The sequence below is a fragment of the Cobetia sp. MMG027 genome (genome assembly GCF_027947415.1).
GTDB lineage: Bacteria > Pseudomonadota > Gammaproteobacteria > Pseudomonadales > Halomonadaceae > Cobetia > Cobetia marina.
This window is the reverse complement of record NZ_JAQJIO010000007.1, coordinates 92,230-118,244: the sequence shown is the minus strand read 5'-3', so window position 1 is coordinate 118,244 and position 26,015 is coordinate 92,230. Positions and strand designations below refer to the sequence as shown.

Annotated in this window: 17 protein-coding genes; 12 read left to right on the top strand and 5 right to left on the bottom strand. The window is 59.1% G+C overall.

Features of this window, described 5'->3' with window-relative positions:
- Positions 1-7 precede the first annotated feature (7 nt).
- A complete protein-coding gene (locus PJK54_RS11195; RefSeq protein ID WP_271302856.1) occupies positions 8-1,051 on the bottom strand; it encodes a YHYH protein in 1,044 nt (347 codons plus the stop codon).
- 184 nt (positions 1,052-1,235) lie between these two features.
- Positions 1,236-2,192 (bottom strand): GlxA family transcriptional regulator, encoded by a 957-nt coding sequence (locus PJK54_RS11190; RefSeq protein WP_176494141.1) that lies wholly within the window; start codon positions 2,190-2,192, stop codon positions 1,236-1,238.
- A 483-nt stretch (positions 2,193-2,675) separates the two neighbouring features.
- Between PJK54_RS11190 and PJK54_RS11185 the strand changes: the two genes are divergently transcribed.
- The 6 genes from PJK54_RS11185 (at position 2,676) to tdh (ending at position 17,040) form a co-directional block, all read left to right on the top strand.
- Positions 2,676-4,382, top strand: a complete 1,707-nt coding sequence (locus PJK54_RS11185) for a BCCT family transporter (RefSeq protein ID WP_271302855.1) — start codon at positions 2,676-2,678, stop codon at positions 4,380-4,382.
- Between the two features lie 370 nt (positions 4,383-4,752).
- Entirely contained in the window at positions 4,753-6,438 is a 1,686-nt protein-coding gene (locus PJK54_RS11180; protein ID WP_271302854.1) for a BCCT family transporter, read from the top strand.
- A 280-nt stretch (positions 6,439-6,718) separates the two neighbouring features.
- The gene (locus tag PJK54_RS11175) at positions 6,719-8,197 is read left to right on the top strand and encodes a BCCT family transporter (RefSeq protein WP_271302853.1); all 1,479 of its coding nucleotides are present in this window, start codon (positions 6,719-6,721) and stop codon (positions 8,195-8,197) included.
- Between the two features lie 628 nt (positions 8,198-8,825).
- Positions 8,826-14,300 carry a DUF4011 domain-containing anti-phage protein Hhe gene (gene hhe / locus PJK54_RS11170; protein ID WP_271302852.1) on the top strand — a complete coding sequence of 1,825 codons (5,475 nt, stop codon included), beginning with the start codon at positions 8,826-8,828 and terminating at the stop codon, positions 14,298-14,300.
- Between the two features lie 479 nt (positions 14,301-14,779).
- On the top strand, positions 14,780-16,018 hold the full coding sequence (locus PJK54_RS11165; RefSeq protein WP_271302851.1) for a glycine C-acetyltransferase: 1,239 nt from the start codon (positions 14,780-14,782) through the stop codon (positions 16,016-16,018).
- Positions 16,015-17,040, top strand: a complete 1,026-nt coding sequence (tdh, locus tag PJK54_RS11160; RefSeq protein WP_271302850.1) for an L-threonine 3-dehydrogenase — start codon at positions 16,015-16,017, stop codon at positions 17,038-17,040. The genes PJK54_RS11165 and tdh overlap by 4 nt, the downstream gene beginning before the upstream one ends.
- Positions 17,041-17,099: 59 nt before the next feature.
- Here tdh and PJK54_RS11155 read toward each other — a convergent pair whose 3' ends face one another.
- Positions 17,100-18,041: a LysR family transcriptional regulator gene (locus PJK54_RS11155; RefSeq protein ID WP_271302849.1), complete on the bottom strand. Its 942-nt coding sequence runs from the start codon at positions 18,039-18,041 to the stop codon at positions 17,100-17,102.
- A gap of 130 nt (positions 18,042-18,171) precedes the next feature.
- Between PJK54_RS11155 and PJK54_RS11150 the strand changes: the two genes are divergently transcribed.
- From PJK54_RS11150 to PJK54_RS11135, 4 genes are all read left to right on the top strand, one after another.
- A complete protein-coding gene (locus tag PJK54_RS11150; protein ID WP_271302848.1) occupies positions 18,172-18,633 on the top strand; it encodes a DoxX family protein in 462 nt (153 codons plus the stop codon).
- Between the two features lie 49 nt (positions 18,634-18,682).
- Positions 18,683-19,408 carry a pirin family protein gene (locus PJK54_RS11145; RefSeq protein ID WP_271302847.1) on the top strand — a complete coding sequence of 242 codons (726 nt, stop codon included), beginning with the start codon at positions 18,683-18,685 and terminating at the stop codon, positions 19,406-19,408.
- A 219-nt stretch (positions 19,409-19,627) separates the two neighbouring features.
- Positions 19,628-20,032: a YkvA family protein gene (locus PJK54_RS11140; protein WP_077377519.1), complete on the top strand. Its 405-nt coding sequence runs from the start codon at positions 19,628-19,630 to the stop codon at positions 20,030-20,032.
- A gap of 197 nt (positions 20,033-20,229) precedes the next feature.
- On the top strand, positions 20,230-20,919 hold the full coding sequence (locus tag PJK54_RS11135) for a hypothetical protein (RefSeq protein ID WP_176494151.1): 690 nt from the start codon (positions 20,230-20,232) through the stop codon (positions 20,917-20,919).
- 144 nt (positions 20,920-21,063) lie between these two features.
- Here the strand turns inward: PJK54_RS11135 and PJK54_RS11130 are convergent, their stop codons facing one another.
- Positions 21,064-22,044 carry a DMT family transporter gene (locus PJK54_RS11130; RefSeq protein ID WP_176494152.1) on the bottom strand — a complete coding sequence of 327 codons (981 nt, stop codon included), beginning with the start codon at positions 22,042-22,044 and terminating at the stop codon, positions 21,064-21,066.
- A 391-nt stretch (positions 22,045-22,435) separates the two neighbouring features.
- Between PJK54_RS11130 and PJK54_RS11125 the strand changes: the two genes are divergently transcribed.
- Both PJK54_RS11125 and PJK54_RS11120 read left to right on the top strand, forming a co-directional pair.
- The gene (locus tag PJK54_RS11125; protein WP_136939228.1) at positions 22,436-24,130 is read left to right on the top strand and encodes an L-lactate permease; all 1,695 of its coding nucleotides are present in this window, start codon (positions 22,436-22,438) and stop codon (positions 24,128-24,130) included.
- Positions 24,131-24,328: 198 nt separating this feature from the next.
- Positions 24,329-25,270 carry a 2OG-Fe(II) oxygenase gene (locus PJK54_RS11120; protein WP_271302846.1) on the top strand — a complete coding sequence of 314 codons (942 nt, stop codon included), beginning with the start codon at positions 24,329-24,331 and terminating at the stop codon, positions 25,268-25,270.
- Positions 25,271-25,349: 79 nt separating this feature from the next.
- On the opposite strand, the gene PJK54_RS11115 is transcribed toward PJK54_RS11120, so the two are convergent.
- Complete coding sequence (locus tag PJK54_RS11115; RefSeq protein WP_271302845.1) at positions 25,350-25,988, bottom strand: cold shock and DUF1294 domain-containing protein; 639 nt, start codon at positions 25,986-25,988, stop codon at positions 25,350-25,352.
- Positions 25,989-26,015: the final 27 nt, after the last annotated feature.

Below are 26,015 nucleotides of genomic sequence, written 5' to 3'. Positions count from 1 at the left end.
TGCAGGCTCACTCCTCCCCGGACGGCGGACGATCTTCCTCACCGGGAGGTGGCCCGCGATGTCCCATGTCATCTGCAGTGCAGACAGCATCCGGTGAGTCGAGTGCACAGCCTATCTCGCCATGGAAACATCCCAGAATCTCGTTCTTTTCGGCGCTGTTGCCATGATAGTGGTATCCGATGCCTGCACCGACATGGCCACTGCAGGCGTCGAGTTCTGCCTTCTCGGCCTCGTCACCGGTCAGTCTGGCCAGGATCGGATAACCATCCATGGCAAAGCCGATCATCGGGGCATCCGCCGCGACGTTCTCCTTCGCGGGACTGCAGCCATTGGCACCGTGATAGTGATAGCCGACATGCAGATTCACATGCCCTCCGCAGTCATCGAAAGGCGCCAGGGTATGGGCGGCAAGAATCGCATCCTGAGGCGCTGCCGCATCGAATCTGACGCCATTGAAGGCGATTCCCCGCGGAATTGGCGGAGTGCGTCCTGATGCCGCTTCCTGACGGGCAACGGGAACCAGTGGCAGCACATAGGTGGTCTCGACGACCTCATCCATGTATTCCGTGCGGCATTCCACACAGTAGTTGTGGTACGCCTCGGCCACATCCGGCCGCGCCGCCTGATCACAGGCCGTCCTGGTATCCGTGACGTGAACCTTGCCGGTGGCCTCGTCGAACAGCTGCCACTCGGGGTCATCATAGAAGGTGGCCAGATTCTCGATGAAGGCACCATCCACGTCGTACTGCTTGCCGTCACGCACCCAGATACCCCCCTTGTCGGCACCGTCCGAGAGCTTGCCGGGACACCAGGGGCCCATCTCGCTGGACTCCAGCGAGTTCTTCAGCGTGATGCTGAAGCACTGGGTCTCGGTCCCACCGGACAGCGTGCAATCCACCACCTCAGGGCCAGCCACGATGCTCCGGGCATCGAACAGGGAGGCGATCTGCGCCAGTCGCTCCGAGACATCCCCCTCGTGGGCCATCGCGGACACGGGGATCAGGCTGGCGACCCCCGCGCTGAACAACGAGGCCAGTGCCATTCGCTTCATCGTGTTTCCTCTTGTGATCACCAGGGCATCAGCACGTCATCAGCACTTCACCTGAACGGCCCTCCCATCGCGAGGCCAAGCCTATGGAAAACACGTCCCATAAGGAAAGACGCGCCGCTCATTTGCACAAAGCTGCCTTTTTCATGAGAACTGACTTTTTCGCGAGAACTGCCCTACCGAAGCCCTAGCGCTCGGCTCGCGGGGAATGCCCGAAGTGATTGCGATAGGCCCGCGAGAAGCTCGAGCTCGACGTGAAGCCACTGGACAGTCCGATGGAGAGAATATCGAGATCCGTCTCCTTGAGCAGATGCCGAGCACGCTCCAGCCGCAGCCTCAGGTACCAGGCTCGCGGCGACGTGGCGAGTTCCTGCTCGAACAGACGCTGCAACTGTCTGAGCGAGATACGACAGCGTCGGGCCAGCTCCTCCAGCGACAGGGGGGTGTCCAGATGCTGCTCCATCAAGGCGACGGCATCGACCAGCTGGCGCTTGTGAGTGCCGAGTCGCCGCGCCAGCGTCATGCGCTGCTGATCGGTACGCGTCCGCATGCGGTCATGGACAAGCTGCTCGGAGACATCGACTGCCAGGGCCGTGCCGTGCCGCCGGGCAATCACGTCCAATGCCATGTCCATCGCCGCCGCTCCCCCGGCACACGAGAAACGCCGTGCGCCCAGCTCGAACAATTCATCCGAGGTGCTGATGGCAGGGAAACGCTCGCGAAACGCCGGCAGACTCTCCCAGTGCAGCGTGACGCGTTCACCATTGAGCAGCCCGGCCGCAGCGAGCAGGAAGCACCCGGTATCCAGCCCGCCCAGCACACAGCCACCGGCATCGAGGCGATTCAGCCAGCCAGTGAGAGCACGATTCAGGTGAGCTTCCGGCTCGAAGCCACTGCATACCGCAAGCGAAGGCAGCGAGCGGATATCCAGAATGCTGTGATCCGCCACCAGCGTCATGCCACTCGATGCCGTGACCGGCTGGCCATCCTCACTGATCAGCAACCAGCGAAACAGCGGCTTGCCGCTGATGCGATTCGCGATGCGCAACGGCTCCACCGCCGCGAAGAAGGCCATCATCGAAAAACGCGGCAGCAGCAGAAATCCGATCGTTTCGGGCAAGGGGCCGGAATAGTCGAGACGCATGACGCGAGAGCCTCCGTGACAGGGAAAGAGAGATGTCATGGGTCATCACCCGAGAGCGTGACATGACGAAGACCGCCAAAAATGACGCATTACGTTAACAATAATTCGCCTGACGACAAAACAGACTGTTGAAATTTACCTGTCGTCGAGACTTCACCATGCCGCCTCCCGGGCATCCCCGGGGCCTCAGTGCGAGCGCCTGGCAATCATGTCCCGGTGATTCACGTCCCGCTTGCCCGACCCGCTTCTGGCGTAGCGTGATTTTTCCAGAAGCTGTAGCCATCAAAAACAATTCCATCCATAATATATCGTAATGTTTTTAGGCAGTTAGCCAAGAACTGCTCTTTCCAAAATGCGTTCCTCATCTCTTCTCGTTGCCAACACGACAACAATAATGGTGCCGGATGAGCGGTCGATATCCCCGATGCCTCGACCGAGACAGGGATCGCTGGCCCTTTGACCAGCTCGAACAGGAGTTACTGCGTGACCCCTTCCCAATCCGACCCCGCGTCCTCTCCCGATTCCACGAATACCGCCCCTCTGCCCTACCCCAACGCCAGTTCCAGCGTGCAGGTCGAGACCTCAGGCTGGCTGACCGGCATGCATAAGGGCATGACCCTGACCTCAGCGGGCCTGCTGCTGCTCTTCGTCCTGGCCACGGGCCTGGCACCCGACATGTCCGCGAGTCTGTTCGGCGCCGCCCGCGCCTGGATCGAGTCCACCTTCGGCACCTATTATCTCGTCACCATCGTCGGACTGATCGGGCTGTGCATCGCCCTGGTGTTCTCTCCCTGGGGCAACCTGCGCCTCGGCGCACCGGACAGTCGTCCCGAATTCTCACGCTTCACCTGGGTCTCGATGCTGCTCTCGGCAGGCGTCGGCATCGGCATCCTGTTCTTCGGGGTCGCCGAGCCGCTGTTCTACTTCGATGACTCCGGCGGCTTCGGCTACCCGAACAACCCCCACGCGGACCTCGCCGGCCACACCGCCATGACCCATGCGCGCGCCGTGGATGCGCTCAAGCTGGCCTTCTTCCACTGGGGCCTGCATGGCTGGGCGGTCTATGTGATCGTCGGCATGACCCTGGCCTACTTCGCCTATCGCCGCGGCCTGCCGCTGGCCCTGCGCTCCGCGCTGTATCCGCTGATCGGCAATCGCATCTATGGCCCCATTGGCCACGCCGTCGACATCATGGGGGTACTGGGCTGCGTGTTCGGTATCGCCACCTCGCTGGGCCTGGGCGTCAGCCAGATCGCCGTCGGCCTCAATCGTCTGACCGGACTGGATTCCGGCATCTATACCCAGGTGGTGCTGATTGCCGTGATCTGCGCCATCTCCATCGCGTCTGCCGTCTCGGGGGTCAGCCGGGGTATCCGCATCATCTCCGAACTCAACGTCGGCGTCTCCGTCATCGTGGTGGGCAGCTTCCTGATCGGGGGGCCGACACTGTGGTTGATCAGCATGTTCGGCGAGACGCTGGTCTCCTATGTGCGTGACGTCATTCCCATGGGCCTGTGGGTGGCGGGCACGCCGCTGGAACGCGACTGGCAGGATGCCTGGACCATCTTCTACTGGGCCTGGTGGCTGGCATGGGCGCCGTTCATCGGCCTGTTCATCGCCCGTATCTCCAAGGGCCGCACCGTGCGTGAATTCGTGCTGGGCGTGCTGATCGCACCGCCGCTGATCATCTTCATCTGGCAGGCGCTGTTCGGTGGCACCGCGTTGCACCAGGAACTGACCGCAGCCATGGGCCCGGGAACCGGCGAACTGATGGGCATGATCCGCGACTGGAACCTGCCGGAGGCGCTGTTCGCCACGGCGGATACACTGGTGGCCAATGACACCCTGAGCGTCATCCTGTCCTCACTGCTGATCTTCCTGCTGATCAGCTGGTTCGTGACCAGCTCCGACTCCAGCACCCTGGTCATCACCACCATCCTGTCGATGGGCGATGAGGAGCCGCTGGCGCGCCACCGGATCTTCTGGGGCGTCTGCATCGGCTCGGTCGCTGCCGTCCTGTTGATGGCCGGCGGCCTGAAAGCCCTTCAGACCGTGCTGATGGCGGCGGCATTGCCGGTCAGCCTGGTCATTCTGCTCATGACACTGGGTCTTCTGATCGCCCTGATCGAGGAATCGCGCATGGCGCTCAAGGCACGTCGCCGCGCCTCCCCCGACACGGGCCTGAATTGATCCGCCGGTCAGTCTGACCAATGCCGGTCACGGCTCCTGCCATGACCTGATGCCGGCACCCGCATGACACCAATCCCCGCTTGAGGCCACAAGGCCCGGCGGGGATTGGCGTTTCTGGCTCCCGGACATCCCTCTTCCAGCCTCTCTCGGAGGGCCCCTGAGCGCTGAGGCACTGCAGGCTTCCAGCGAGAAAATATCCGAAAAGCCGGCCTGACGCTTGCCGCATGACGCGTTCAGCTAACTGGACTTCGTTTGGGGAGAAAATGATCGGGGACGACGCTCTAGCCTTAGAACGTGTCGATGTCTGATGTCCAGAACGTTCCACACAGGTAGTGCGAGACAACAATCACAACAATAAAGGAGTGTTCCCATGACACCCGCCCAACAGGACTCGCAAGAGTCCGCTCACCGCGGCATCCCCCCTGATTTGACGCAGCGACTTGAGACCCGCGGCCCGCTCAAGGGCATGCACAAGGGCATGACACTCACCGCTGCCGGCCTGCTGCTGGCCTTCGTGGTCGGTGCCGGCCTGAGTCCGCAGGCCTCTTCTGCCCTGTTCGGCGCCGCCCGCGCCTGGATCGAGAACACCTTCGGCACCTACTACCTCATCCTGGTCGTGGGCATGATCGCCCTGTCACTGGTCATGGTGGTGTCTCCCTGGGGCAGCCTGCGACTCGGCCCCAGGGACAGCAGACCCGAGTTCTCGCGTTTCACCTGGATCTCGATGCTGCTCTCGGCAGGCGTCGGGATCGGCATCCTGTTCTTCGGGGTCGCCGAGCCACTGTTCTACTTCGACGACTCCGGTGGCTTCGGGTACCCCAACAACCCGCACGCGGATCTGGCCGGCGCTACCAACATGGACCATGCCCGCGCCGTCGAGGCCCTCAAGGTGGCCTTCTTCCATTGGGGCCTGCATGGCTGGGCGGTGTATGGCGTCGTCGGCATGACACTCGCCTACTTCGCCTACCGCCATCACCTGCCCCTGGCGCTGCGCTCGGCGCTCTATCCGCTGATCGGCGAGCGTATCTACGGTCCCATCGGTCACGCCGTGGATATCATGGGCGTACTGGGCTGTGTCTTCGGAATCGCGACCTCGCTGGGTCTCGGCGTCAGCCAGATCGCCGTCGGGCTCAATCGCCTCACCGGACTGGATGCCGGGCTCGGCACTCAGCTGGCGTTGATCGCCGTCATCAGCGTGATCTCCATCGCATCTGCCGTCTCCGGCGTGAAGCGCGGCATCCGCTTCATCTCCGAGCTCAACATCGGCGTCTCGGTGCTCGTGGTCGGCAGCTTCCTGATCGGCGGCCCCACCCTGTGGTTGATCTCGCTGTTCGGCGAGACGTTGCTGGCCTATCTGCGCGACGTGGTGCCGATGGGACTCTGGGTCGCCCAGACCCCGGGCGAGAGCAGCTGGCAGGAAGGCTGGACCATCTTCTACTGGGCCTGGTGGCTGGCCTGGGCCCCGTTCATCGGCCTGTTCATCGCGCGCATCTCCAAGGGACGCACCCTGCGCGAGTTCATCCTCGGCGTGCTGATCGCCCCACCGCTGATCATCTTCCTCTGGCAGGCGCTGTTCGGCGGTACCGGTCTGCATCAGGAGCTGACGGCCGCCATGGGCCCGGGGACCGGCGAGCTGATGACGCTGGTGCGCAACTGGAACCTGCCGGAAGCCCTGTTCGCCACCGCCGATGCCCTGGCCGGCAACGGCGAGCTGGGAGTCATCCTTTCCTCGCTGTTGATCTTCCTGCTGATCAGCTGGTTCGTGACCAGCTCCGACTCCAGCACCCTGGTGGTCACCACCATCCTGTCGCTGGGCGATGAGGAGCCGCTGGCGCGTCACCGCATCTTCTGGGGCATCTGCATCGGACTGGTGGCCGGTACCTTGCTGATGGCAGGCGGCCTCAAGGCACTGCAGACCATCCTGATGGCCGCCGCCTTGCCGATGAGCTTCGTGATCGTGGCAATGACGATGGGCCTTTTGGTGGCGCTCTATCAGGAATCCGGCAACGCACTGAAAAGGTTCAAGAAACCCGCCCAGCATCACACAGGCCCCTGAGGCCGCTCTAAGCCCCTCACTCGACCCGGGCCCGTCGTGCCAACAGGCAACGGCGGGCCTTGAGGCATGTCTTTCACGTCAGGCGTCCCACGAGACTCATAATGTCGTGTCATGGCAAATACTGGTCGCTAATAACCAAAAATTAACCAGAGGGCAAGATAGGCTTATGAGGTCCTTGCCACCCACAGGAGTCAGCCATCGTTATCTGCCCTTTCTTGACGACTTCTTGCTGCCGTCAGCTTGCCAGTTCGACAATAACAACTTCAGGAATCGCGCTCTCATGACGACCGACACTTCCTCCTCCCGCCAGCCCCAGGCCACCACGGATTCCGTCTGCGGCCTGGGGGACACAGACTCCGCCAAGGGCAAGTACCTCACCTCGATCGCCACCGTGGCGGTCATCATGCTGCTGATCGGCGCCGCCGCCCTCTTCCCGACGGGATTCCTCGCGGCCCTCGACACCGTCAAGACCTCGGTGATCGGCAATCTCGGCTTCATCTTCACTTGGCCGGCCTTCACCATCTCGCTGGTGATGGTCGCGGTGTGCTTCACGCCGCTGGGCAAGCTGCGCTTCGGTGAAGGCGAACCGGAATTCCACACCCTGAGCTGGATGGGCATGCTGTTTGCCACCGGCATGGGCATCGGCCTGCTCACTTGGGGCGTGCTGGAGCCCAAGTACCATACCGATGCCGGACAGAGCACCGACATGGCACTGCTCAATGCCTTCAATCATTGGGGCCTGCTTGCCTGGGCGGGCTATCTGGCCATCGGCGCGCTGTTCGCGCATGCCATGTACAACATGAAGATGACCAAGCCCGCCGAAGAACTGCTGGGCAATGGCCTGTGGAGCAAGCTCAACCTGGTCAGCCTCGTCGTTTCCACCGTCATCGGCCTGTCGCTGTCCTTCACCTACGCGACCACCCCGATCCAGCAGGGACTGATCAAGCTGGTCGGCATCGAGTTCAGCCCGACCCTGATCATCAGCGTGCTGGCCGTATGCGCCATCATCTCCTCCGCCTCTGGCCTCAAGCGCGGCATCAAGTGGCTGAGCAACTACAACACCCTGTTCGCCATCATTCTGATGATCGGCGTGCTGGTGCTGACCGTCCCCGGCGACATCCTTTCCACCTTCGTGCGTCTGGTGCCGGAATACCTGCTCAAGTACCCGGCGATGGCCACCGACATCGGCCTGGGTGATCCGGAGCGCAAGGCGTGGCTGGCCGACTGGCTGTATGCCTTCGAGGCTGCCTGGTACGGCTGGTTCATCTTCACCGGCGTCTTCGTGGCGCGCATCTCCAAGGGCCGTACCCTGCGTGGCATGGTGCTGGGGGTGATGCTGGTGCCGACCCTGTTCTCGTGCCTGTGGTTCGTGGTGTTCGGTCTCGGCAGCCTCAGCCTGAGCGTCGAGGACGTGTTCAAGCTGATCGATACCATCGACACCACCGGTATTCTCTCGGTGATACTGACGCTTAACATCCTGCTGTTCTTCATCACCAGTGCCGACTCGGCAGGACTGGTCTGCGAGATGCTGACCGTCAAGCGCTCACGCGCCTTCTGGATCATCGCCATGGCCGCCCTGGCCATCGTGGTCAGCTGGCTGGGCGGGGACGTCTACAAGACCCTGCTGAGCCTGATCTCGGTCGCCGCGATACCGGTCGCCTTCGGCATCTTCGCCCTGGTGATCGCCTTCGTAATCCGCGTACGCCGTGATCGCGCCTCCCAGGCCATCCCGGCGCCGGTGCCACTCACCCAGCGCTGAACCGCCATGGCGTGAGGTACGCCGCAGCGCGCACTGACGCAATGCAGAACAACGCAAACTTTCCAATAAAACGGCCCTGCCCTCGAATGAGGTGCAGGGCCGTTGTGTATAACGCAGTAGCGAAGAATGGTAGTGCGCTACCCGCCCCCGCTTCCTTCTTCACTCTCCCCCTCACGCTGCAAGCTCCGTAAGGGCTTCCACCAAGCCAGCTATCCCAGCTGCGAACTAAATGAAATCGCCGCCAGGCAGCTGAGCAAAGTCACTCAGCAAGCGAGTCCAGTGCTTGCGCTCCCAAGGAATAATTTACGCCCCCCAGGGAACCGCTACTACTGCGCTCACGGTACTAGCTCAGAAGTTTCATCCAATCATACTCAAATTATAATATATGCTAGTATTGCTCCATTTTGTCATGCGCAGACAGGCCTGCTGCCTGATCCAGTGACATCGTTAGTCAACTATCAACCATCGCTAACCATTACCAACACTTTCCCGAATCATATGGTTATCCCCACTTCAAGCTAGCTCGCAGAAGCCAGCGGTCGACAAGACGCATATCCAGCCACCAAGAAGATGGCTGCCAATCGTGGTAAGCGGGCCCGGTCAACTACTTATGGTAGAGCAGATGACAATGACTCAATTCGAGAAATTTTCACAAGACGTCGATCCTTTTGTCCTCGAGTCGCTCGAGAATATGCGCAGAAAGCTGCTAGACATTACCAGCAGGAATCGACTGCTTAACTTTCCAATTGATCAAAAAGGTAGCTCACTTCGTGTCGTGAATGAGCTGCCAGATCAATTGTATCAAAACCTGATTGATGAAAAGGGTATGCAGTTTGCTGCTGTACCCGACCCACAATATAAACAGCTGCTCGAGCACGGATACGTGACGACTGAGGAAGACGGCAGCGAGAAGCGATTGAAGCCGGATCCGACTGCACGCGAGTGGGCAAAGGTATTGGGCATTGATAATAGCTACGACCTGCCCCACCCCGATGAGCATCACACCAAGCCTGAACATTGTGATAATGACATCCAGATCCTGTTGTTTCCTCAGGAAATGGAATCCAGGCTACGTGGAATCCGAAACAAGTCCCAGACTGCAATTGAAGAAACCGGTACAAGTATTCTGTATCTTGCGCTGGGTTTCCTGGAATGGTTTGAATCACCGAATTCCGACAAGAGTCGACTCGCCCCGCTGTTTACCATTCCAGTGATGCTGGAAAGAGGAAAGCTGAATGCCAACGCTGGGGTGTATCGGTACCAGATAAAATATACCGGCGAAGATATCATTCCCAACTTGTCATTGCAGGTAAAGCTAGCTAATGACTTTGGCATTGATTTACCAGATCTTGAAGAAAACATGCCACCCGAGAAATATATTTCGTGGGTAGAAGACATTATCTCAAAGACTCAACCTCGGTGGTCAGTCAAGCGTTATGCCTCCCTGGCTTTGCTCAACTTTGGCAAGATGCTGATGTACCTGGATCTTGATCCGGCACGCTGGCCTCTGGACGGTCGCAATATCACTCAACATCCAGTGGTAACCCGGTTCTTTACCAGCGTAGAGACAAGTGCCAACGAGGGTGGAGTTGGCACTGGGCTGGAGCATGAAATAGATGAGCTTGGTGACATTCATCAGCGTTTCCCGCTTATTGATGATGCTGACAGCTCACAACATAGTGCTTTGATCGATGCTGTGGACGGTCATAACCTAGTGATCGAAGGCCCACCGGGCACCGGTAAATCGCAGACCATTACCAATCTGATTGCTGCCGCTATGCTAAGCGGCAAGAAAGTATTATTTGTTGCCGAAAAACTGGCGGCACTGGAAGTCGTCAAACGCCGACTCGACAAAGCCGGCTTGGGCGATTTTTGTCTGGAGCTTCACAGCCACAAGTCGCAGAAGCGGAAAATCCTTGAAGAGATAAATTCTCGCATCGTGGGTCAGTCAAAGCTACAGAGCCCCCAAAAAATTGATGCCGAAGTAGCGCGCTATGAAGAACTAAAAAATCAACTCAATGATTATGCCAAAGAAATAAACGGGGTCTGGGGTGCCACAAACAAGAGTATCCATGATATTTTCAGCGGGGCTTCACGCTACCGCCGCCAGCTGACCATTGATCCTACACGCTTGCATGTGACTGGCCTTTCTGGGGAAAGCCTCGATGAGGTCAAACTACTCAGGCTACGCGATCAGATAAAAGCATTCACGGGGATTTATGTTGAAGTTCGCCAACAGGTCGGTGAAAATTCAGCTATATATGATCATCCTTGGAGTGGTGTCACCAATACCGATATTCAAATCTTTGATAGCGAGAGAATAGTCCTGTTACTGAGCAGCTGGCAGAAAACTCTGGGACATCTTATCGGCACCACTGAACACTTGGTATCACGCTGGCAGCTTGACTCAAATACACTACAAACGTTGCCAGAACTTGACTGTCTTAATCAAGATTTTTCAATATTGCCGGAACTGAAAGGCCAAGAGTGCTTCCCGGCCTTAAGAAGACTGAATCAAGAAACCATAGATGATGTTGAGCGCAATATAAATGACTTCATCACCCTCCAAGTACTGTATAAAGAGTTAGATCCAGAACTGGTTCGGGATAAACTGACTTTGCTTATGAACGGGGGGATACCACCGGCATTCACTGATCCTGTAACTGCTTTCGGAGCATCAACGAAGTTATTGCTATCGGATATAGTGAAGTCCGTAATCCACCTGACCAAAGTCTCAAACGAGCTAGATGAATATCTCGTCAAGCAACAAGAGTTGAAGACTGCGCTGCCGGAGCCACTTGCTGCTCTCCTGACCAACAGCAAGGAAGGACTGTCAGCTTTCATCGAACTGATAGAGCTTACCGATCAACTTCCGGGCGAGCTTGTCAAACTTCGGTCAAGTCGTTTCGACGATGATGAAATGGATGCGATTCTTGCAAATTTGAAGCAGCAACTGCAGGAGCTCCTCCCACTACGAGCTACATTGCGCAACACTTATCGTCTAGACGCACTGCTCCCGCAGGAAGAGTTGCAAAACATGCAACATCATCTTGCCAATGCAGGCATGTTCAAATGGTTCAATAGTGACTGGCGTATTGCTCGAAAAAACCTAAAGAGCATGGCGAAGAGTCCTGACACCAAAATAGCGGAATTGGTCGAAAAGCTGGATACCTTGATCAAATATTCTGAGCAGGTCGGGCATCTGGAAAGAAGCAATTTCAGCAAGCCTCTAGGAGAGCTCTACGCCAGCCTGGACACAGATATTGAATCACTGCTGATGCTCAGAAGTTGGTATCGCCAAGTTCGAGAGGTTTATGGCATTGGCTTTGGCCCAAGAGTCATAGCAGGGACTGCTTTGCTCGACCTTGACGCTCAATTGATCAAGGGCATCCAGCAACTTCATAAACAAGATACCGTCACTTCCATTCGTGACACCATGACCGGGCTCGAACAGACATTGGGACTCTACCCAAAACTGCAACAATCATTCAGTGACAGGGAACAACTGACAGGTGCCTCGGGGCAAGTCCAACAGGTCATAATGTCTCTTTCGACAGTGCTGGAAACGACTCTGGCCTGGGTGTTGAAACAGGATATTTCTTTACTAGAGCTGCAGCAGAGAGTGTCGCAGCTAGAGCAATTATCCTCGCTGCAACAACACCTCAGCCATGACCCGCTGGTCTCCTCTCTATTTGGAGACGTAGCCCCATTGTACTGGGGGGCGGGCAAAGACAATCAGGCTGCTCTCACCACGATTCAAAGCACATTGTCCTTTGCCAGAAAACTACAACACCTCTCGGTAAGCTCGCTGGTTCATTCCATAAAAGAGATGACATCAACTGAAGAATTCCAGCAATTACAGAGCGATGCGCTTGACTATAAACAACAATGGCAACAGCAGGAATCGGCCTATCATAATTTTGCAGAGGCCACTCAACTTGATAACAAGCTCTGGCTTGAATCATCCGACTCTACCCTCATTGGCATTACGAAACGTAACGATAGAGCTATCTCAAATCCTCGCTGGCTGAATGGCTGGGTCAACTTCGTTCGCTCAGAGCATGAGATGTTCGCCAATGGCCTGGAGAAAATCTGGAAGGAAGTCATGGCAGGCAATCTCCTCATCGATCAGGTCGATGCAGGGCTGTCGCTGGCAATCCATGATCAGTTAGCCAGAGAGATCATTGCGGCCAAACCGCACCTGGCAAGAATCTCCGGTCTCAGTAAAAATCAGGACCAGAAAACATTCCGTCATTACGACAAGAAGCTTCAAAAGCTTCAGCGCAAGCGTATTGCCAGCATCATCGCCCAGAGAAAGATTCCCGAAGGAGTATCTGGTGGACGAAAGTCGGAGTATACCGAGCTTGCATTGATCAAGCATGAGCTGGGCAAGAAGGCGCGACATATTCCTATCCGGCAATTGATCAACCGTGCTGGTAGAGCCCTGCAGGAGCTCAAACCTTGCTTCATGATGGGACCCATGTCTGCAGCGCACTATCTGCAGCCGGGTGAAATACAGTTTGATCTGGTGGTGATGGATGAAGCCTCTCAGGTGAAACCTGAAGACGCCCTGGGGGTCATTACTCGAGGCAGTCAGTTGGTGGTCGTGGGAGACCCCAAACAGTTACCGCCCACCAGTTTCTTCGACCGCTCCGATGTCTCAGGTGAAGAAGATGTGGCGGCAATGGTACAGACTGACAGTATTCTGGATGCTGCTCTCCCCTTGTTCCCCATGCGGCGCTTGCGCTGGCATTACCGCTCGCAGCATGAGCACCTGATTGCTTACTCCAACCGCCACTTTTACGACAGTGACCTGGTGGTATTCCCTTCCCCACATGCGCAGTCGGAAGAGTTCGGCGTCAAGTTTACGCTTGTAAAGCAGGGGCGGTTCGTCAACCAGCACAACATCGAAGAAGCCCGAGTCGTGGCAGAAGCCGTGGCCCGACATGCGGTGCACAATGCACATGAATCACTGGGCATCGTCGCCATGAACTCCAAGCAGCGCGAGCAGATTGAGCGAGCGGTGGATGAGCTCTGCAAGACAAGCTCAGAGATCAGCAACGCCATAGATGCTCTTCGCAATCAGGAGGATGGGCTATTCATCAAAAACCTGGAAAACGTTCAGGGGGATGAGCGGGATGTCATCTTCATATCCTTCACCTATGGCCCGGGTGAAGTCGGGGGGCGAGTCTATCAACGCTTTGGCCCAATCAACTCCGATGTTGGCTGGCGTCGACTGAATGTCTTATTCACTCGCTCGAAAAAGCGCATGCATGTGTTCAGCTCCATGAAGTCTGAAGACATTCTAGTGAGTGAAACCACCAAAAGCGGTGTACGTGCCTTGAGTGGTTTTCTGCACTTCGCTGAAAAGGGGAATATGGAAGGCATCAGCTATTCCACCGGCAAGGCCCCTGACAGTGATTTCGAAATTGCAGTCATGGAATCACTGCAAGCAGCCGGCTTCCAGTGTGAGCCTCAAGTGGGCGTAGCAGGATTCTTTGTGGATATCGCGGTCAGAGACCCAGGCAACCCGGGGCGCTATCTCATGGGCATCGAATGCGACGGTGCGACCTACCACTCGGCAAAGTCAGCCAGAGACCGAGACCGCCTGCGCCAGGAAGTCCTGGAACGCCTGGGGTGGCGCATTCGACGCATCTGGTCCACTGACTGGTTCAGTAACCCGGATGGCGAGCTAGGACCGATCATTCGTGAGCTTGACCAACTGAAAACCGCGATTGAACAGCGGCCATTTACTACTGAAGCGGTTGCTGTCGAAGTGAATGAGCAGCTCGAATCAGTTGCTCAGAGTCCAGGGTCGCAAGCGGTTTATTCAGGAGATCAGCCCTTGAGCCTGCGCCTTAAACGCTTCGCCGAACAGGTGATTGAAGAGGCTTTCCCAGATACACCGGCTGAGCGCCGGCTATTGAGGCCAGCAATGATAGAAGCGCTGGCCGAGCACCAGCCCTGCTCACGTTCAGAGTTTGTCGAGATGATCCCCAAGTATCTGCGTGATGCTACCGAGCCCAAGGAAGCACATCGTTTTCTCGATAATATTCTGGAGATACTGGAAGGTAGCGAAGCAAGCACGAAGCTACCGCAATAACCCTACGCTACAGGCCTGTCATTGGCAGGCCTGCAATGGTATTGCTGGCGCTTCACCCTTCTCTGACAATCCGGATGATTGATTTTCACACGCGTTTTAGCCAATCGAATGATCCAATAAATCAACGTTAAAACGCCAAGCCTCGCAGGGAGCCCATGGAACACGACTCCAACTTCTATTCTGGCGCTTGACGTGAGGACAGCATCACTTCCAACGCCCGCCATGCGTGATAGCAAGCCAAGACATCGGTGTTCATGTCTCTAAACCCCACGGCCCTGCCCTCTAACGAGGTGCAGGGCCGTGTCACGTCTGCTGCAGACCTTTTCCCTCTCCAGACGCACACCCGTCCCTTGTCGGCATACGCTCTGGCAGACCACTATGCTGTCAGTAACAGGTGACCGTCTCTGCGAACAAGACGGCTCAAGCAGACCGAGCCCAGCGGTGACACCCGACAGTGTGACGGACCACAGGAGCGACGCATGCCAGCCAGTTTCCACGACCACCTCAGCCGTCAGATCAATGAGCTGCATGAAGAAGGTCTCTACAAGCAGGAGCGCGAGATCACCTCGCCCCAGCGTGCCAGCCTGCGGGTCGCGGGCGGTGATGAACACGAGGGGCAAGAGTCGGAGGTGATCAACTTCTGCGCCAACAACTATCTGGGCCTGGCCGATAACCCCGAGCTGATCACCGCCGCGCAACAGGCGCTGGAGCGTGATGGCTTCGGCATGGCCTCGGTACGCTTCATCTGCGGCACCCACCATAAGCATCGCGTGCTGGAAAAGCACCTCGCGGCCTTTCTCGGCATGGACGATGCCATCCTCTATTCCTCGTGCTTCGATGCCAATGGCGGCCTGTTCGAGACACTCTTCGGCCCTGAAGACGCCATCATTTCCGATGCGCTCAACCACGCCTCCATCATCGATGGCGTGCGGCTGTGCAAGGCCAGCCGCTATCGCTATGCCAACAATGACATGAGCGAACTCGAGGCCCGCCTCAAGGAGGCGGACGCGGCTGGCGCACGCTTCAAGCTGATCGCCACCGACGGTGTCTTCTCGATGGATGGCGTGATCGCCAATCTCAAGGGCATCTGCGAGCTCGCCCGCCGCTACGACGCGCTGGTGATGGTGGATGACTCCCACGCCACCGGCTTCGTCGGCGACAACGGGCGTGGCAGCCACGAATATCATGACGTGATGGACCAGATCGACATCATCACCACCACCTTCGGCAAGGCGCTGGGTGGTGCCTCGGGAGGCGTGACGGCCGCGCGCGGACCCATCGTCGAGTGGCTGCGCCAGCGCTCACGCCCCTATCTGTTCTCCAACTCGCTGGCGCCGCCCATCGTGGCGGCGACCCTCAAGGCGCTGGACAGAATCGAGGACAGCGCCGAGCCGCGCCGTAAGCTGTGGGAGAACGTCGAACGCTTTCGGACCGGCATGCAGGCCGCCGGCTTCACCCTCGCGGGCGCCGGCCACGCCATCATTCCGGTGATGATCGGCGATGCACGCCTGGCAGGTGACTTCGCCAATCGCCTGCTGGAGGCCGGCATCTACGTGATCGGCTTTTCCTATCCGGTGGTGCCCAGGGGACAGGCGCGCATTCGCACCCAGCTCTCGGCGGCGCATACCCCGGAGCAGATCGACACGGCCGTCTCGGCCTTCACGCGCATCGGCCGCGAGATGGGCGTGATCGGGTCTGCGACGGGAGGTGATGCATGAAGGCGCTGGCCAAGCTCAAGCCCGAACCCGGGATCTGGATGACCGAGACGGCCGTGCCGGAAATCGGCCACAACGATGTGCTGATCAAGATCCGCAAGACCGCGATCTGCGGCACGGACATGCACATCTATCAGTGGGATGAGTGGTCACAGGCGACCGTGCCGGTGCCGATGGTCACCGGTCATGAGTATGCGGGGGAAATCGTCGCACTGGGCAGCGAGGTGCGGGGTTACGAGATCGGCGATCGGGTCTCCGGCGAAGGGCACATCACCTGTGGCCATTGCCGCAACTGCCGCGCGGGGCGTCGCCATCTGTGCCGCAATACCGAGGGCGTGGGCGTCAACCGTCCGGGTGCCTTCGCCGAATATCTCGCCCTGCCCGCCTACAACCTCTTCAAACTGCCGGATGAGATCAGCGATGACCTGGCGGCCATCTTCGACCCCTTCGGCAATGCCGTGCATACGGCGCTGGCCTTCGATGTGGTCGGCGAGGACGTGTTGATCACCGGTGCCGGGCCCATCGGCATCATGGCGGCGGCGGTCATCCGCCATATCGGGGCTCGCCACGTGGTGATCACCGACGTGAATGACTATCGACTGGCACTGGCCGAGCGGATGGGCGCGACCCGCACCGTCAATATCAGCCGCGAATCCCTGAAGGAGGTGATGGCGGAGCTCGACATGCATGAGGGCTTCGATGTAGTGCTGGAGATGTCCGGCGTGCCGTCAGCCGTCGGTCAGATGCTCGATGTCATCAACCACGGCGGCAAGATCGCCATGCTGGGCATTCCCCCCGGCGAGATGGCCATCGACTGGACCGAGGTCATCTTCAAGGGGCTGACCATCAAGGGCATCTATGGCCGTGAGATGTTCGAGACCTGGTACAAGATGGCCAGTTTGATCCAGTCTGGGCTGGATCTCTCGCCCATCATCACGCATCGATTGCGCGTCGATGACTTCGAGCAGGGCTTCGAGATCATGGGTTCCGGTCAGTCGGGTAAGGTGGTGCTCGACTGGTCCTGAGGGCTTTTGCTCGATTGCTCCCCCACGCCAGTCAGCTCCCGATCGTCTGCCCCCGATCGTCAGAGCGCGTACCGGTCAGTCGTCGCCTCGCGGGGTAACAGCCCGAAGGCCTCGCCCATGCCGGGAGCCGAGAGACGCTGAAGAATCCATTTGAGCGCCTTGCCCTGACGGCCACTGCGCCAGGCAAGGGAGAGATCGATCGGCGCACGATCCGTCTCCAGTGGCAGAACCGTGAGACTGCCGTCTTCCAGTGATTGACGAATCCGGTGCAACGGCAGATAGCCGACACCAAGCCCCCTGCGCTGGACGTCTATCTTCTGCGCCGTGGTCTTGACGATGATCTGACTGCGACCATCCAGCAACCCCGAAGAGCGCCCGGGCAAGCTGCGCGAACTGTCGGCCACGATGACAGTGGGATAGTCACGCAGGGCGTCGGCGGACAGCGGCTGCGGCAGATGCGTCAGCGGATGACCGGCCGCCACGGCGAAGACCGGCTCGATCGCCCCGAACACTCGGCTCGACAACCCCGACACCGGTGCCTCGCCGGGCGCTCCGATCACCAGATCACAACGGTTGTCATGCAACGCTTCCCAGGCGCCCCCCATCACCTCCTCACCGAGTACCACCCGGGTACGCGGCTGGATGGCCTGAAACTCCTCCAACAGCGGATAGAGCGCGTCCGGTTCAAGGATGGAATCGACGCAGATACTCAGCTCGACCTCCCAGCCCGCCCCCGCCTGACGCGCCAGCGCCGTCATCTCATCGGTGGCCAGCAGAATGCGTCGCCCATGCTCCAGCACCAGGCGTCCGGCATCGGTCAGTTCGGCCTTGCGGCGCGAACGGTCGAACAGCGGCACGCCCAGCTCTTCCTCCAGCTTCTGCACCGAGTAGGAAATCGCCGAGGGCACGCGATGCAGTGTCTCGGCGGCCGCGGCGAAACTGCCACGTCGGTCAATGGCATCCAGTACGCGCAGCGCGTCCAGCGTGATGGGTGAGACCATGGTTCAAAAATTCTGATCAATCAGACCAGAATCCTCCGTTATTTTTCTGTGACACCGCATTTTATAGTAGCGCCATCGATCAGACACACTGATTTGAAAATCCACCCCTACCTGATCCCTGGAGCCACTCATGTTCAAATCCGCCCTCTCTCGCCTGATGTCCACTGACACGAGCCTCGCAAGCCTGGTGCTGCGCGTGCCCACCGGCATCATCTTCATGGCCCACGGGTCACAGAAACTGTTCGGCGCCTTCGGCGGCTACGGTCTGGAAGGCACGGGGCAGTGGATGGCCTCCATGGGCATCGAGCCCGGCTACCTGATGGCACTGTTGTCCGGCAGCGGTGAATTCTTCGGCGGACTGGCCATTCTCATCGGCCTGCTGACGCGCCCGGCAGCTGCCGTGCTGGTCTTCACGATGCTGATCGCTATCCTGACCGTGCATATCGGCAATGGCCTGTTCATGAGCAACAACGGCTTCGAGTACGCGCTGGCCCTGTTGACCATTGCGGCCAGCCTCATGATCACCGGCGGCGGCAAGCTGTCCATTGATCGGGTACTGCAACCGGGCAGCAACGCCGTGCGCGAAGACTGAAGCCTGCTTCACTCACCGGCAGACACCACGACACTCTGAGGAGGTTGCCATGTTCACGTTACGTCCAGCAGCAGAACGCGGTCATGCTCGATTTGGCTGGCTGGAGAGCCGCCACAGCTTTTCCTTCGCCAGCTACTATGACCCGAATCACATGGGCGTCTCCGTACTGCGCGTGCTCAATGATGACACCGTGGCACCCGGCGCAGGCTTCGAGACGCATCCGCACCGTGACATGGAAATCATCAGCTATGTACTGGAAGGCAGCATCGAGCATCGTGACACCATGGGCTCACATCGCACCCTGGGAGTGGGCGAAGTCCAGCTGATGAGTGCCGGCAGCGGCATCGAGCACAGCGAGTACAATCCCTCGACTCGCCAGCCACTGCATTTCCTGCAGATCTGGATCACCCCGGATGCCAGGGGCCTGACGCCGCGCTATCAGCAGCAACCCTTCACGGCACGCGAGGGACTCGATCTGTTAATCGCTCCGCCACAAGAGGCCGTGGACGGCATCCTGTCCATCAATCAGGATGCCCGGATGTATCGCATCGGCCTGCAAGGCGCGGAACACACGGATACCTCGCTGGCACTGCCCTTCGCGCCCCAGCGTCGCTACTACCTGCACGTCATCGACGGGACGGCAACACTGAAGGGTAAGGATCAGCAGAGCCTGCCCCTGTCCGCGGGGGATGCCGTCACGCTGGATCATGAACCCGAGGCCACTCTCGCTGAGGCGCGAGGTCTGCATGCGCTGCTGTTCGACCTGCCCGCTTGAGCTGGCCTCCGATGGCCTCTGGCCATGAGTGGCCTCTAGACCCACGACGCCTCCCCGCCCACATCACTGTCGGCGGGGAGGCGTCGTTATGGCACGTCCGCATGGGAGGACACCTGGCAGGGAACGTGGCTGGGCGACATCTGTCATAGGGAGGCATGATACGATCAAGCGCGAGGCTGGTCGTCATCGACATCCTCGTGAGCTGACGGAGGAAACCCCATGAGCAAGGACACGACCATCACGTCCACTCCACCCGAGACACCAAGATTGCCGGCACCGGATGCACAGCCCCTCACGGCCCACGCCTCTGAGTACAGCGAGGAAGGTTTCTGGCACAAGGTCTCGTCGGTCGCCCGCAAGGCCGGCCAGACAGCACTCAATCCCGCCCTGCGCATGTACTTCGCGGCGCAGGATTCCGATACCCCTGTCTGGGCCAGAACCACCATCTATGGCGCGCTGGGCTACTTCATTTCCCCCATCGATGCCCTGCCGGACTTCACCCCCCTGCTGGGTTACACCGACGACATCACCTTGATGGCGGGCGCGGTGGCCATCGTGGCGGCCCATATCAAGCCGGAACATCGCGCACGCGCGGACAAGGTGCTCAAGCGCTGGTTCGATTGACGGCAGACGACGCGCCTGGCAGCGCCTCCCCCCTCGTGGCGGCACACGGCACACTGGCCACGGCCTCCCCGTCATGAACAGGGTGTCAACAGTGTTGAATGCCGTGTAGAGCGCTCGTTTAGCGGGTGACACCGTGCGTGTTACCGTGAAGTCATCTCTTCATGCCCACGAGCCCCCCGAAAGCGCAGGATGCCTCCATGACAATGTTGAAATTCGCCACGGCAGGTCTCGCGCTGCTGCTGATGACCGGTTGCGCCTCGCGTGCCGAGATCGATATGCCCAACATTCAGCCGGTGCAGTCTCTGGCCTATGAACACAAGACGTTCTACCCCGACATCTATTACAGCCAGCCTCAGGCCAATCTGTTCTCGGGTGCCGCGACCCAGGCCATGCGCCCACTGGGCAGCGTGAAACTGCCGCGCGCCTCTTCACCGCCCATGAAGAATTTCGACCTGCTGCTGCGCGAACAGTTACCCAGCACCTCGGTGATCACGCATGATGCCCGCGAGAAGGACTATCGCCTCAAGGTCGAGATTCAGGCCCACGAGAACCGTGGCCCCGTCTATCTCGACTATCTGATGGCAAAGAATCTGCCGATGAATCTGCTCACCTTCGGCATCGCCAATGAAGACTTCGATGTGATTGCCGATTTCGAGGTGGTGTACTGCCTCTATGACAAGGATGAGCAACTCCTCTATCGCAAGGATTACACGGTCAAGGACTCCGTACCTCATCAGACCGGCAACTTTGATCTCGGGGATCGCATGCTGATGCCTGCCCGCGACATGATGAAGAAATACCTTCAGCTGACGATGAATGACTTCTTCATCCAGGCCAGCCAACCCTCACTGAGGCACGTCGCGGTCGTTTCTCCACCCGCCATCTGACGCCTGTCGTCCGCCCCTAGTACAAGAACGCCTCGACCACATGGTGGTCGAGGCGTTCTTGCATGGCCATGCCATTCGTTGCTTCTCTCAGGTCATTTCATCCTGGCAATCGGCTTCGTCGGGCCAGGCCAGTCGTCTGCAGCCTCATCCCTTGCTGGCCTGAGTACCGCCACCTTCCTCACGGGTGGAGGCTGTCATGTTGCGCGGCTTTCCGCCCCGCAGGCCCAACGGCAGGCGAAGCAATACCTCAGGGCCATTCTGCGCCAGGCTCAGGGTCGTGATCGCCACGAGAATCAGTGCCATCCCTGCCAGTTGCATCATGTCCATGCCTTCTCCCAACACGAACACCCCGAACAAGGTGGCCGTGATCGGTTCTATCATGGCGATGATGGAAGCCACCGACGGCAAGGTATTCTTCAGGCCGATCACATAGCAATAGAAGGAGAACCCTCCCCCCACCAGGCCGAATACCAGAATCAGCCACAGTTCATCGGCGAAGGGGACCGCCACTGCCTGTGAAAGATTCGTCAACGGCAACATCACCAGACTGCTCACGCCCAACGCGATGGCCAATACCCCAGGGGTGCTGCCATGACGCGTGGCTGACTTGAAGGCAAAGATGAAGATGGCGTATGACACACCCGCCAGAAGTCCGAACAGGACACCCAAGGGAGTCACCTTGCCACTCCCGGATTGCAGCACCCCCGTCAGCAGTACGATGCCGATCATCACACCGACGATGGAAATCAGCTTCACCGGTGTCGGGCGTTCCACCCGGGCCAGGAATGACGTGATATAGACGAAAATCGGCGCGCTATACATGAGAGTCGCGGCAACGGCGACACCACTCATGCTGACACTCGTGAAATAGAACATGAAGTTGCCGGCGACCCCTACCCCCGCCAGCAGCGACCACCCCAGCAACGCGAGCGGTTTCCTGGCCGGCACCTTGTGGTAGCCCAGCAATACCATCCAGGCCAGCATGCAGATGAACCCGACAAGGGCACGCCAGAAGGAAATGACTTCAGCCTCCCAGCCCCAGGACATCAGCAAGCTGCCAATCCCACCTGTCAGCCCCCATTGAAAAGCGGCCAACACGACCAACACACTACCCAGTTTTGCCATTCATGCTCCCTTGTCTCAGGAAAAATCAGATCTTCGATAATTAATCAGCCGCAATCGCAGCGTAACAAGAGTCCTCAAGACACATAAACCCATCCCTCATTGGTCGTAACCAGAGTCTCTGAAACTCCATGACTGCCTAGCCAGGGCTTTCATAACCTCATGAAAGACTTCGAATATTCGCGTCTTTAAAACGGTGTTTGACACTGGTATTACCAGTCAACATGACGTCGCCAAGAATGTTTTCCTCGCTTACCTTGATCTGGTGAGCCCTACGGTGATTTCCCGCAGTGTGGATGAAAACTCAACGCCAAACCCTGGATCAACCTTCACATTGCAGTGACAAAAACCAACAAAAAGACAATCACCCTTTCATGCGAAGGAGAGTATTGACATGAATGCATCATGGATGGCGCTTCTGGCGTTCACGCCATTGATACTGGCTGGTATCTTGCTGATAGGGTTCAGAATCCCTGCCCGCATTGCCATGCCCATCGTCTTCGTGGTCACGGCCCTGATCGCCCTGCTTGCCTGGGACATGACCTTCACACGCGTCATGGCCTCATCGTTGCAGGGCTTGATACTGACGGTGGCGATCCTGTGGATCATCTTCGGTGCCCTGCTGCTGCTCAATACGCTCAAGCACTCCGGCGGCATTGCCGCGATCCGCAATGGCTTCTCCGGCATCAGCCCGGACCGGCGAGTACAGGCCATCATCGTCGCCTGGCTGTTCGGTTGCTTCATCGAGGGTGCCTCAGGCTTCGGCACACCCGCTGCCGTCGCTGCCCCCTTGATGGTGGCGCTGGGCTTCCCGGCACTGGCCGCCGTCGTGGTCGGCATGATGGTGCAATCCACTCCGGTCTCCTTCGGTGCCGTCGGCACCCCCATCGTCGTCGGTGTCTCGGGAGGACTCGACAAGGCTGGCGTCAGTGACGCTCTGGCCGCGAACGGGTCAAGCTGGGACAGCTACTTCCAGTTGATTACCTCGGAAGTCGCCATTACCCACGGCATCATCGGTATCTGCATGCCACTCATCATGGTGGCGGTGATGGTGCGCTACTTCGGGGCCAATCGCTCCTGGCGCGAGGGGCTTGAAGTCGCTCCCTTCGCGCTGTTCGCGGGTGTCTGCTTCGTGGTGCCCTATGTACTGGCCGGCCTGCTGCTCGGGCCGGAATTCCCCTCGATGATCGGCGCCATGGTAGGCCTCGCCATCGTGGTACCCGCCGCGCGCAAGGGCTTTCTGCTGCCCAGCAGGACCTGGGACTTCCCGAACGCTGACCACTGGCCCGAGGAATGGGTGGGCAAGCTGGACATGACGCTGGAGCCCGTCGAGGGCCGCACGCCGCTCTCGGTCGGCATGGGCTGGCTGCCCTACGTACTGCTGGCAGTGCTGCTGGTGATGTCCCGCGTCATCGAGCCGCTCAAGGAAGCGCTGACCTCCTTGAGCTTCGGCTGGAGCGGTATCCTGGGCGAGAGTGACATCTCCGGCAGTCTGCAACCACTGTATCTGCCCGGCGGTATCCTGGTGATCGTGGTGCTGCTGACCGTCGTGCTGCACCGCATGCGCATGCAGGATGTCAGTGCCGCCGTCACGGAATCCAGCCGCACGATTCTGGGCGCAGGCTTCGTGCTGCTGTTCACGATCCCCATGGTGCGCATCCTGATCAACTCCGGCGTGAACGAGGCAGATCTGGTCTCGATGCCGGTGGCCATGGCGCAGTTCATCGCTGACAGCGTGGGCGACATCTATCCGCTTTTCGCCCCCAGCGTCGGGGCCCTCGGGGCCTTCATCGCCGGCTCCAACACCGTCTCCAATTTGATGCTGGCGGATTTCCAGTTCAATGTGGCAGGCGCGCTGGGCATCTCCAGCGCCATGATGGTCGCCCTCCAGGCCGTCGGCGCGGCTGCCGGCAACATGATCGCCATCCACAACGTGGTCGCCGCCTCGGCGACCGTCGGGCTACTGGGGCGTGAAGGCATCACCCTGCGCAAGACGATCCTGCCGACGCTCTACTACGTGATCTTCGCCGGCATCATCGGCATGATCGCCTTCCATGGCCTGGGCGTGGTGGATGGCTTGATGCGCTGACAGAGCGCCACGTATCACTGTGACATACGACAGCGGGCCCGCATTGTGCGCGGGCCTGCTGTCGTACGGAGATCATCAATAGAATATTGAATGTGTTTACTCCAGGGGCCTGTTTATCAACAAGACACGGCGTAATAAATTGCCCCATATCACCGAAACGGCAGCCTTCATGCCGCAAGTTTCTGGAGCAGACACCCCATGACCCACTCTGTATTGCACCCCACCCGATTACAGCAGACCCGCTTGCAGCAAGCCCGCGAGCTCGAACTGCCTTCCCGCGAAGCCATGCTGCGGCGCGCCCCCTCCGTCCAGCAATTCTGGGACAGCCACCGTCAACTGCTGAGTGACGCCTGGCGTGAATGGGAAGCCGTTGAGCAAGACGACCTCGCCATCCTCGACAGTGGATTGATCGACAAGGCGCTGCGCACTGCCGTCAAGCAGGCGTGGGAGAATCCCGAGCGCGAGACGGACGTCAAGGCGCTGATGACAGAAGTCGCCACTGACGTCTATCAGTTCCAGCTCTTCGATGTCGAGCGCATTGCTGATTTGCGCAACCTGCTCGAAAAGGCATGGGATGCCGGTATTCCGCTGCGCCCGCCCTACGGCATCGTGCTCAATCGGCGCGGCGCCATGCTCGACCGTCGCTCACAGGGCTATCTGGCGGCACCGAGTTTCCAGGCGTTCTATCAGCAGCTGCTGGATACCTACATGCGTCCGATCTCGCGGCTGCTGTTCCCGGAAATCATCGGCTACGACAGCCAGTCCTTCGGCTTCTCGATCCACTATCAGCCCACCACGGACGCCTCGATTCGGCCGCATACTGATGCCTCGTCCGTGACCCTCAACATCAACATGAACCTGCCCGACGAGACCTTCGTGGGCTCTGAACTGGATGTTCTGGACGCCGCGAGCGGAGACGCAGTGCGCTTCTCGTTCACGCCCGGCTCGGCTATGCTGCATCGCGGTAATGTGCCGCATGCCGCGCAGCCGATCACCAGCGGCCAGCGCTCCAACCTGGTGCTGTGGCTGTATGGTGAGCGAGGCCAGATACCGCCACAGGGCGCGCAACGCCGGGCGATACCTGCCAGAGACCGCTGGGTCGCCTCAAGCGTCAAACAGGATGATTACGCACCGTTCTGATGGCACACACCAGTGAGCAACAACGACAAAGGGGCCTCGAAAGGCCCCTTTGTCGTTGATAGGTACTGACGATACCCGCTCATGACCAGCGGATCATGGCCTCTCCGGGAATGACAGGAAAGCCGAGCAGATCACGAATGGCCGCGGCATCCGGCGAGAGCGTCAGCCAGCTCACGGCGGCGATATTGAGCAGTACCACACACCAGAACACGACCCGGTAGCTTGTCTTGCGCGTCTTGTGGCGCAGGCTCTGCTGGGCGATCAGCGCGCCCGGCCATCCACACAGCAGCTCCATGAAGTGCAATTTCCCCTCGGACACGCGCCACTCCCCTGATGTCGCGGCCTGCTTGTCGATTCGATAGGCCAGATACGTCACCAGACTCATGCCCAGATACGCCACTGGCAACATCCAGGGCAGACGCCCCTGCTGCCAGCCTGCCCCGAGCACGACCATCACGGCCAGCAGCATCAACCATGCAAGCCCCACTCCAGCAGAAGTAGTGGAAGCCCCTGCCCCAAACGTGCGAAAGCGTGTGGCACGTGGGCGATCGTTCTCATCCATGCCCAGCTGATAGTGCACCTGTGCACTGGCCCTTGGCCGCCCCCGCCCCTTGTATGCACTGATGTGCGCAAAGACAGCCTTGCCCCCGGCTTGTGGCGTGATGAAGCCGAAGCCCTTGTCATCATTCCAGCGCGTCAATCGTCCCTGATGATTCATTGCATCGTCTCTTGTCAGCCTCGCCAT

Bases quoted from the DNA above. Each gene is read 5' to 3' on its own strand.
- PJK54_RS11135 (WP_176494151.1), top strand. From the start codon at position 20,230: ATGACAATGTTGAAATTCGCCACGGCAGGTCTCGCGCTGCTGCTGATG.
- PJK54_RS11130 (WP_176494152.1), bottom strand. From the start codon at position 22,044: ATGGCAAAACTGGGTAGTGTGTTGGTCGTGTTGGCCGCTTTTCAATGG.
- PJK54_RS11120 (WP_271302846.1), top strand. From the start codon at position 24,329: ATGACCCACTCTGTATTGCACCCCACCCGATTACAGCAGACCCGCTTG.
- PJK54_RS11115 (WP_271302845.1), bottom strand. From the start codon at position 25,988: ATGAATCATCAGGGACGATTGACGCGCTGGAATGATGACAAGGGCTTC.
- PJK54_RS11195 (WP_271302856.1), bottom strand. From the start codon at position 1,051: ATGAAGCGAATGGCACTGGCCTCGTTGTTCAGCGCGGGGGTCGCCAGC.
- PJK54_RS11145 (WP_271302847.1), top strand. From the start codon at position 18,683: ATGTTCACGTTACGTCCAGCAGCAGAACGCGGTCATGCTCGATTTGGC.
- PJK54_RS11175 (WP_271302853.1), top strand. From the start codon at position 6,719: ATGACGACCGACACTTCCTCCTCCCGCCAGCCCCAGGCCACCACGGAT.
- tdh (WP_271302850.1), top strand. From the start codon at position 16,015: ATGAAGGCGCTGGCCAAGCTCAAGCCCGAACCCGGGATCTGGATGACC.
- PJK54_RS11155 (WP_271302849.1), bottom strand. From the start codon at position 18,041: ATGGTCTCACCCATCACGCTGGACGCGCTGCGCGTACTGGATGCCATT.
- hhe (WP_271302852.1), top strand. From the start codon at position 8,826: ATGACTCAATTCGAGAAATTTTCACAAGACGTCGATCCTTTTGTCCTC.
- PJK54_RS11165 (WP_271302851.1), top strand. From the start codon at position 14,780: ATGCCAGCCAGTTTCCACGACCACCTCAGCCGTCAGATCAATGAGCTG.
- PJK54_RS11180 (WP_271302854.1), top strand. From the start codon at position 4,753: ATGACACCCGCCCAACAGGACTCGCAAGAGTCCGCTCACCGCGGCATC.
- PJK54_RS11125 (WP_136939228.1), top strand. From the start codon at position 22,436: ATGAATGCATCATGGATGGCGCTTCTGGCGTTCACGCCATTGATACTG.
- PJK54_RS11140 (WP_077377519.1), top strand. From the start codon at position 19,628: ATGAGCAAGGACACGACCATCACGTCCACTCCACCCGAGACACCAAGA.
- PJK54_RS11150 (WP_271302848.1), top strand. From the start codon at position 18,172: ATGTTCAAATCCGCCCTCTCTCGCCTGATGTCCACTGACACGAGCCTC.
- PJK54_RS11190 (WP_176494141.1), bottom strand. From the start codon at position 2,192: ATGCGTCTCGACTATTCCGGCCCCTTGCCCGAAACGATCGGATTTCTG.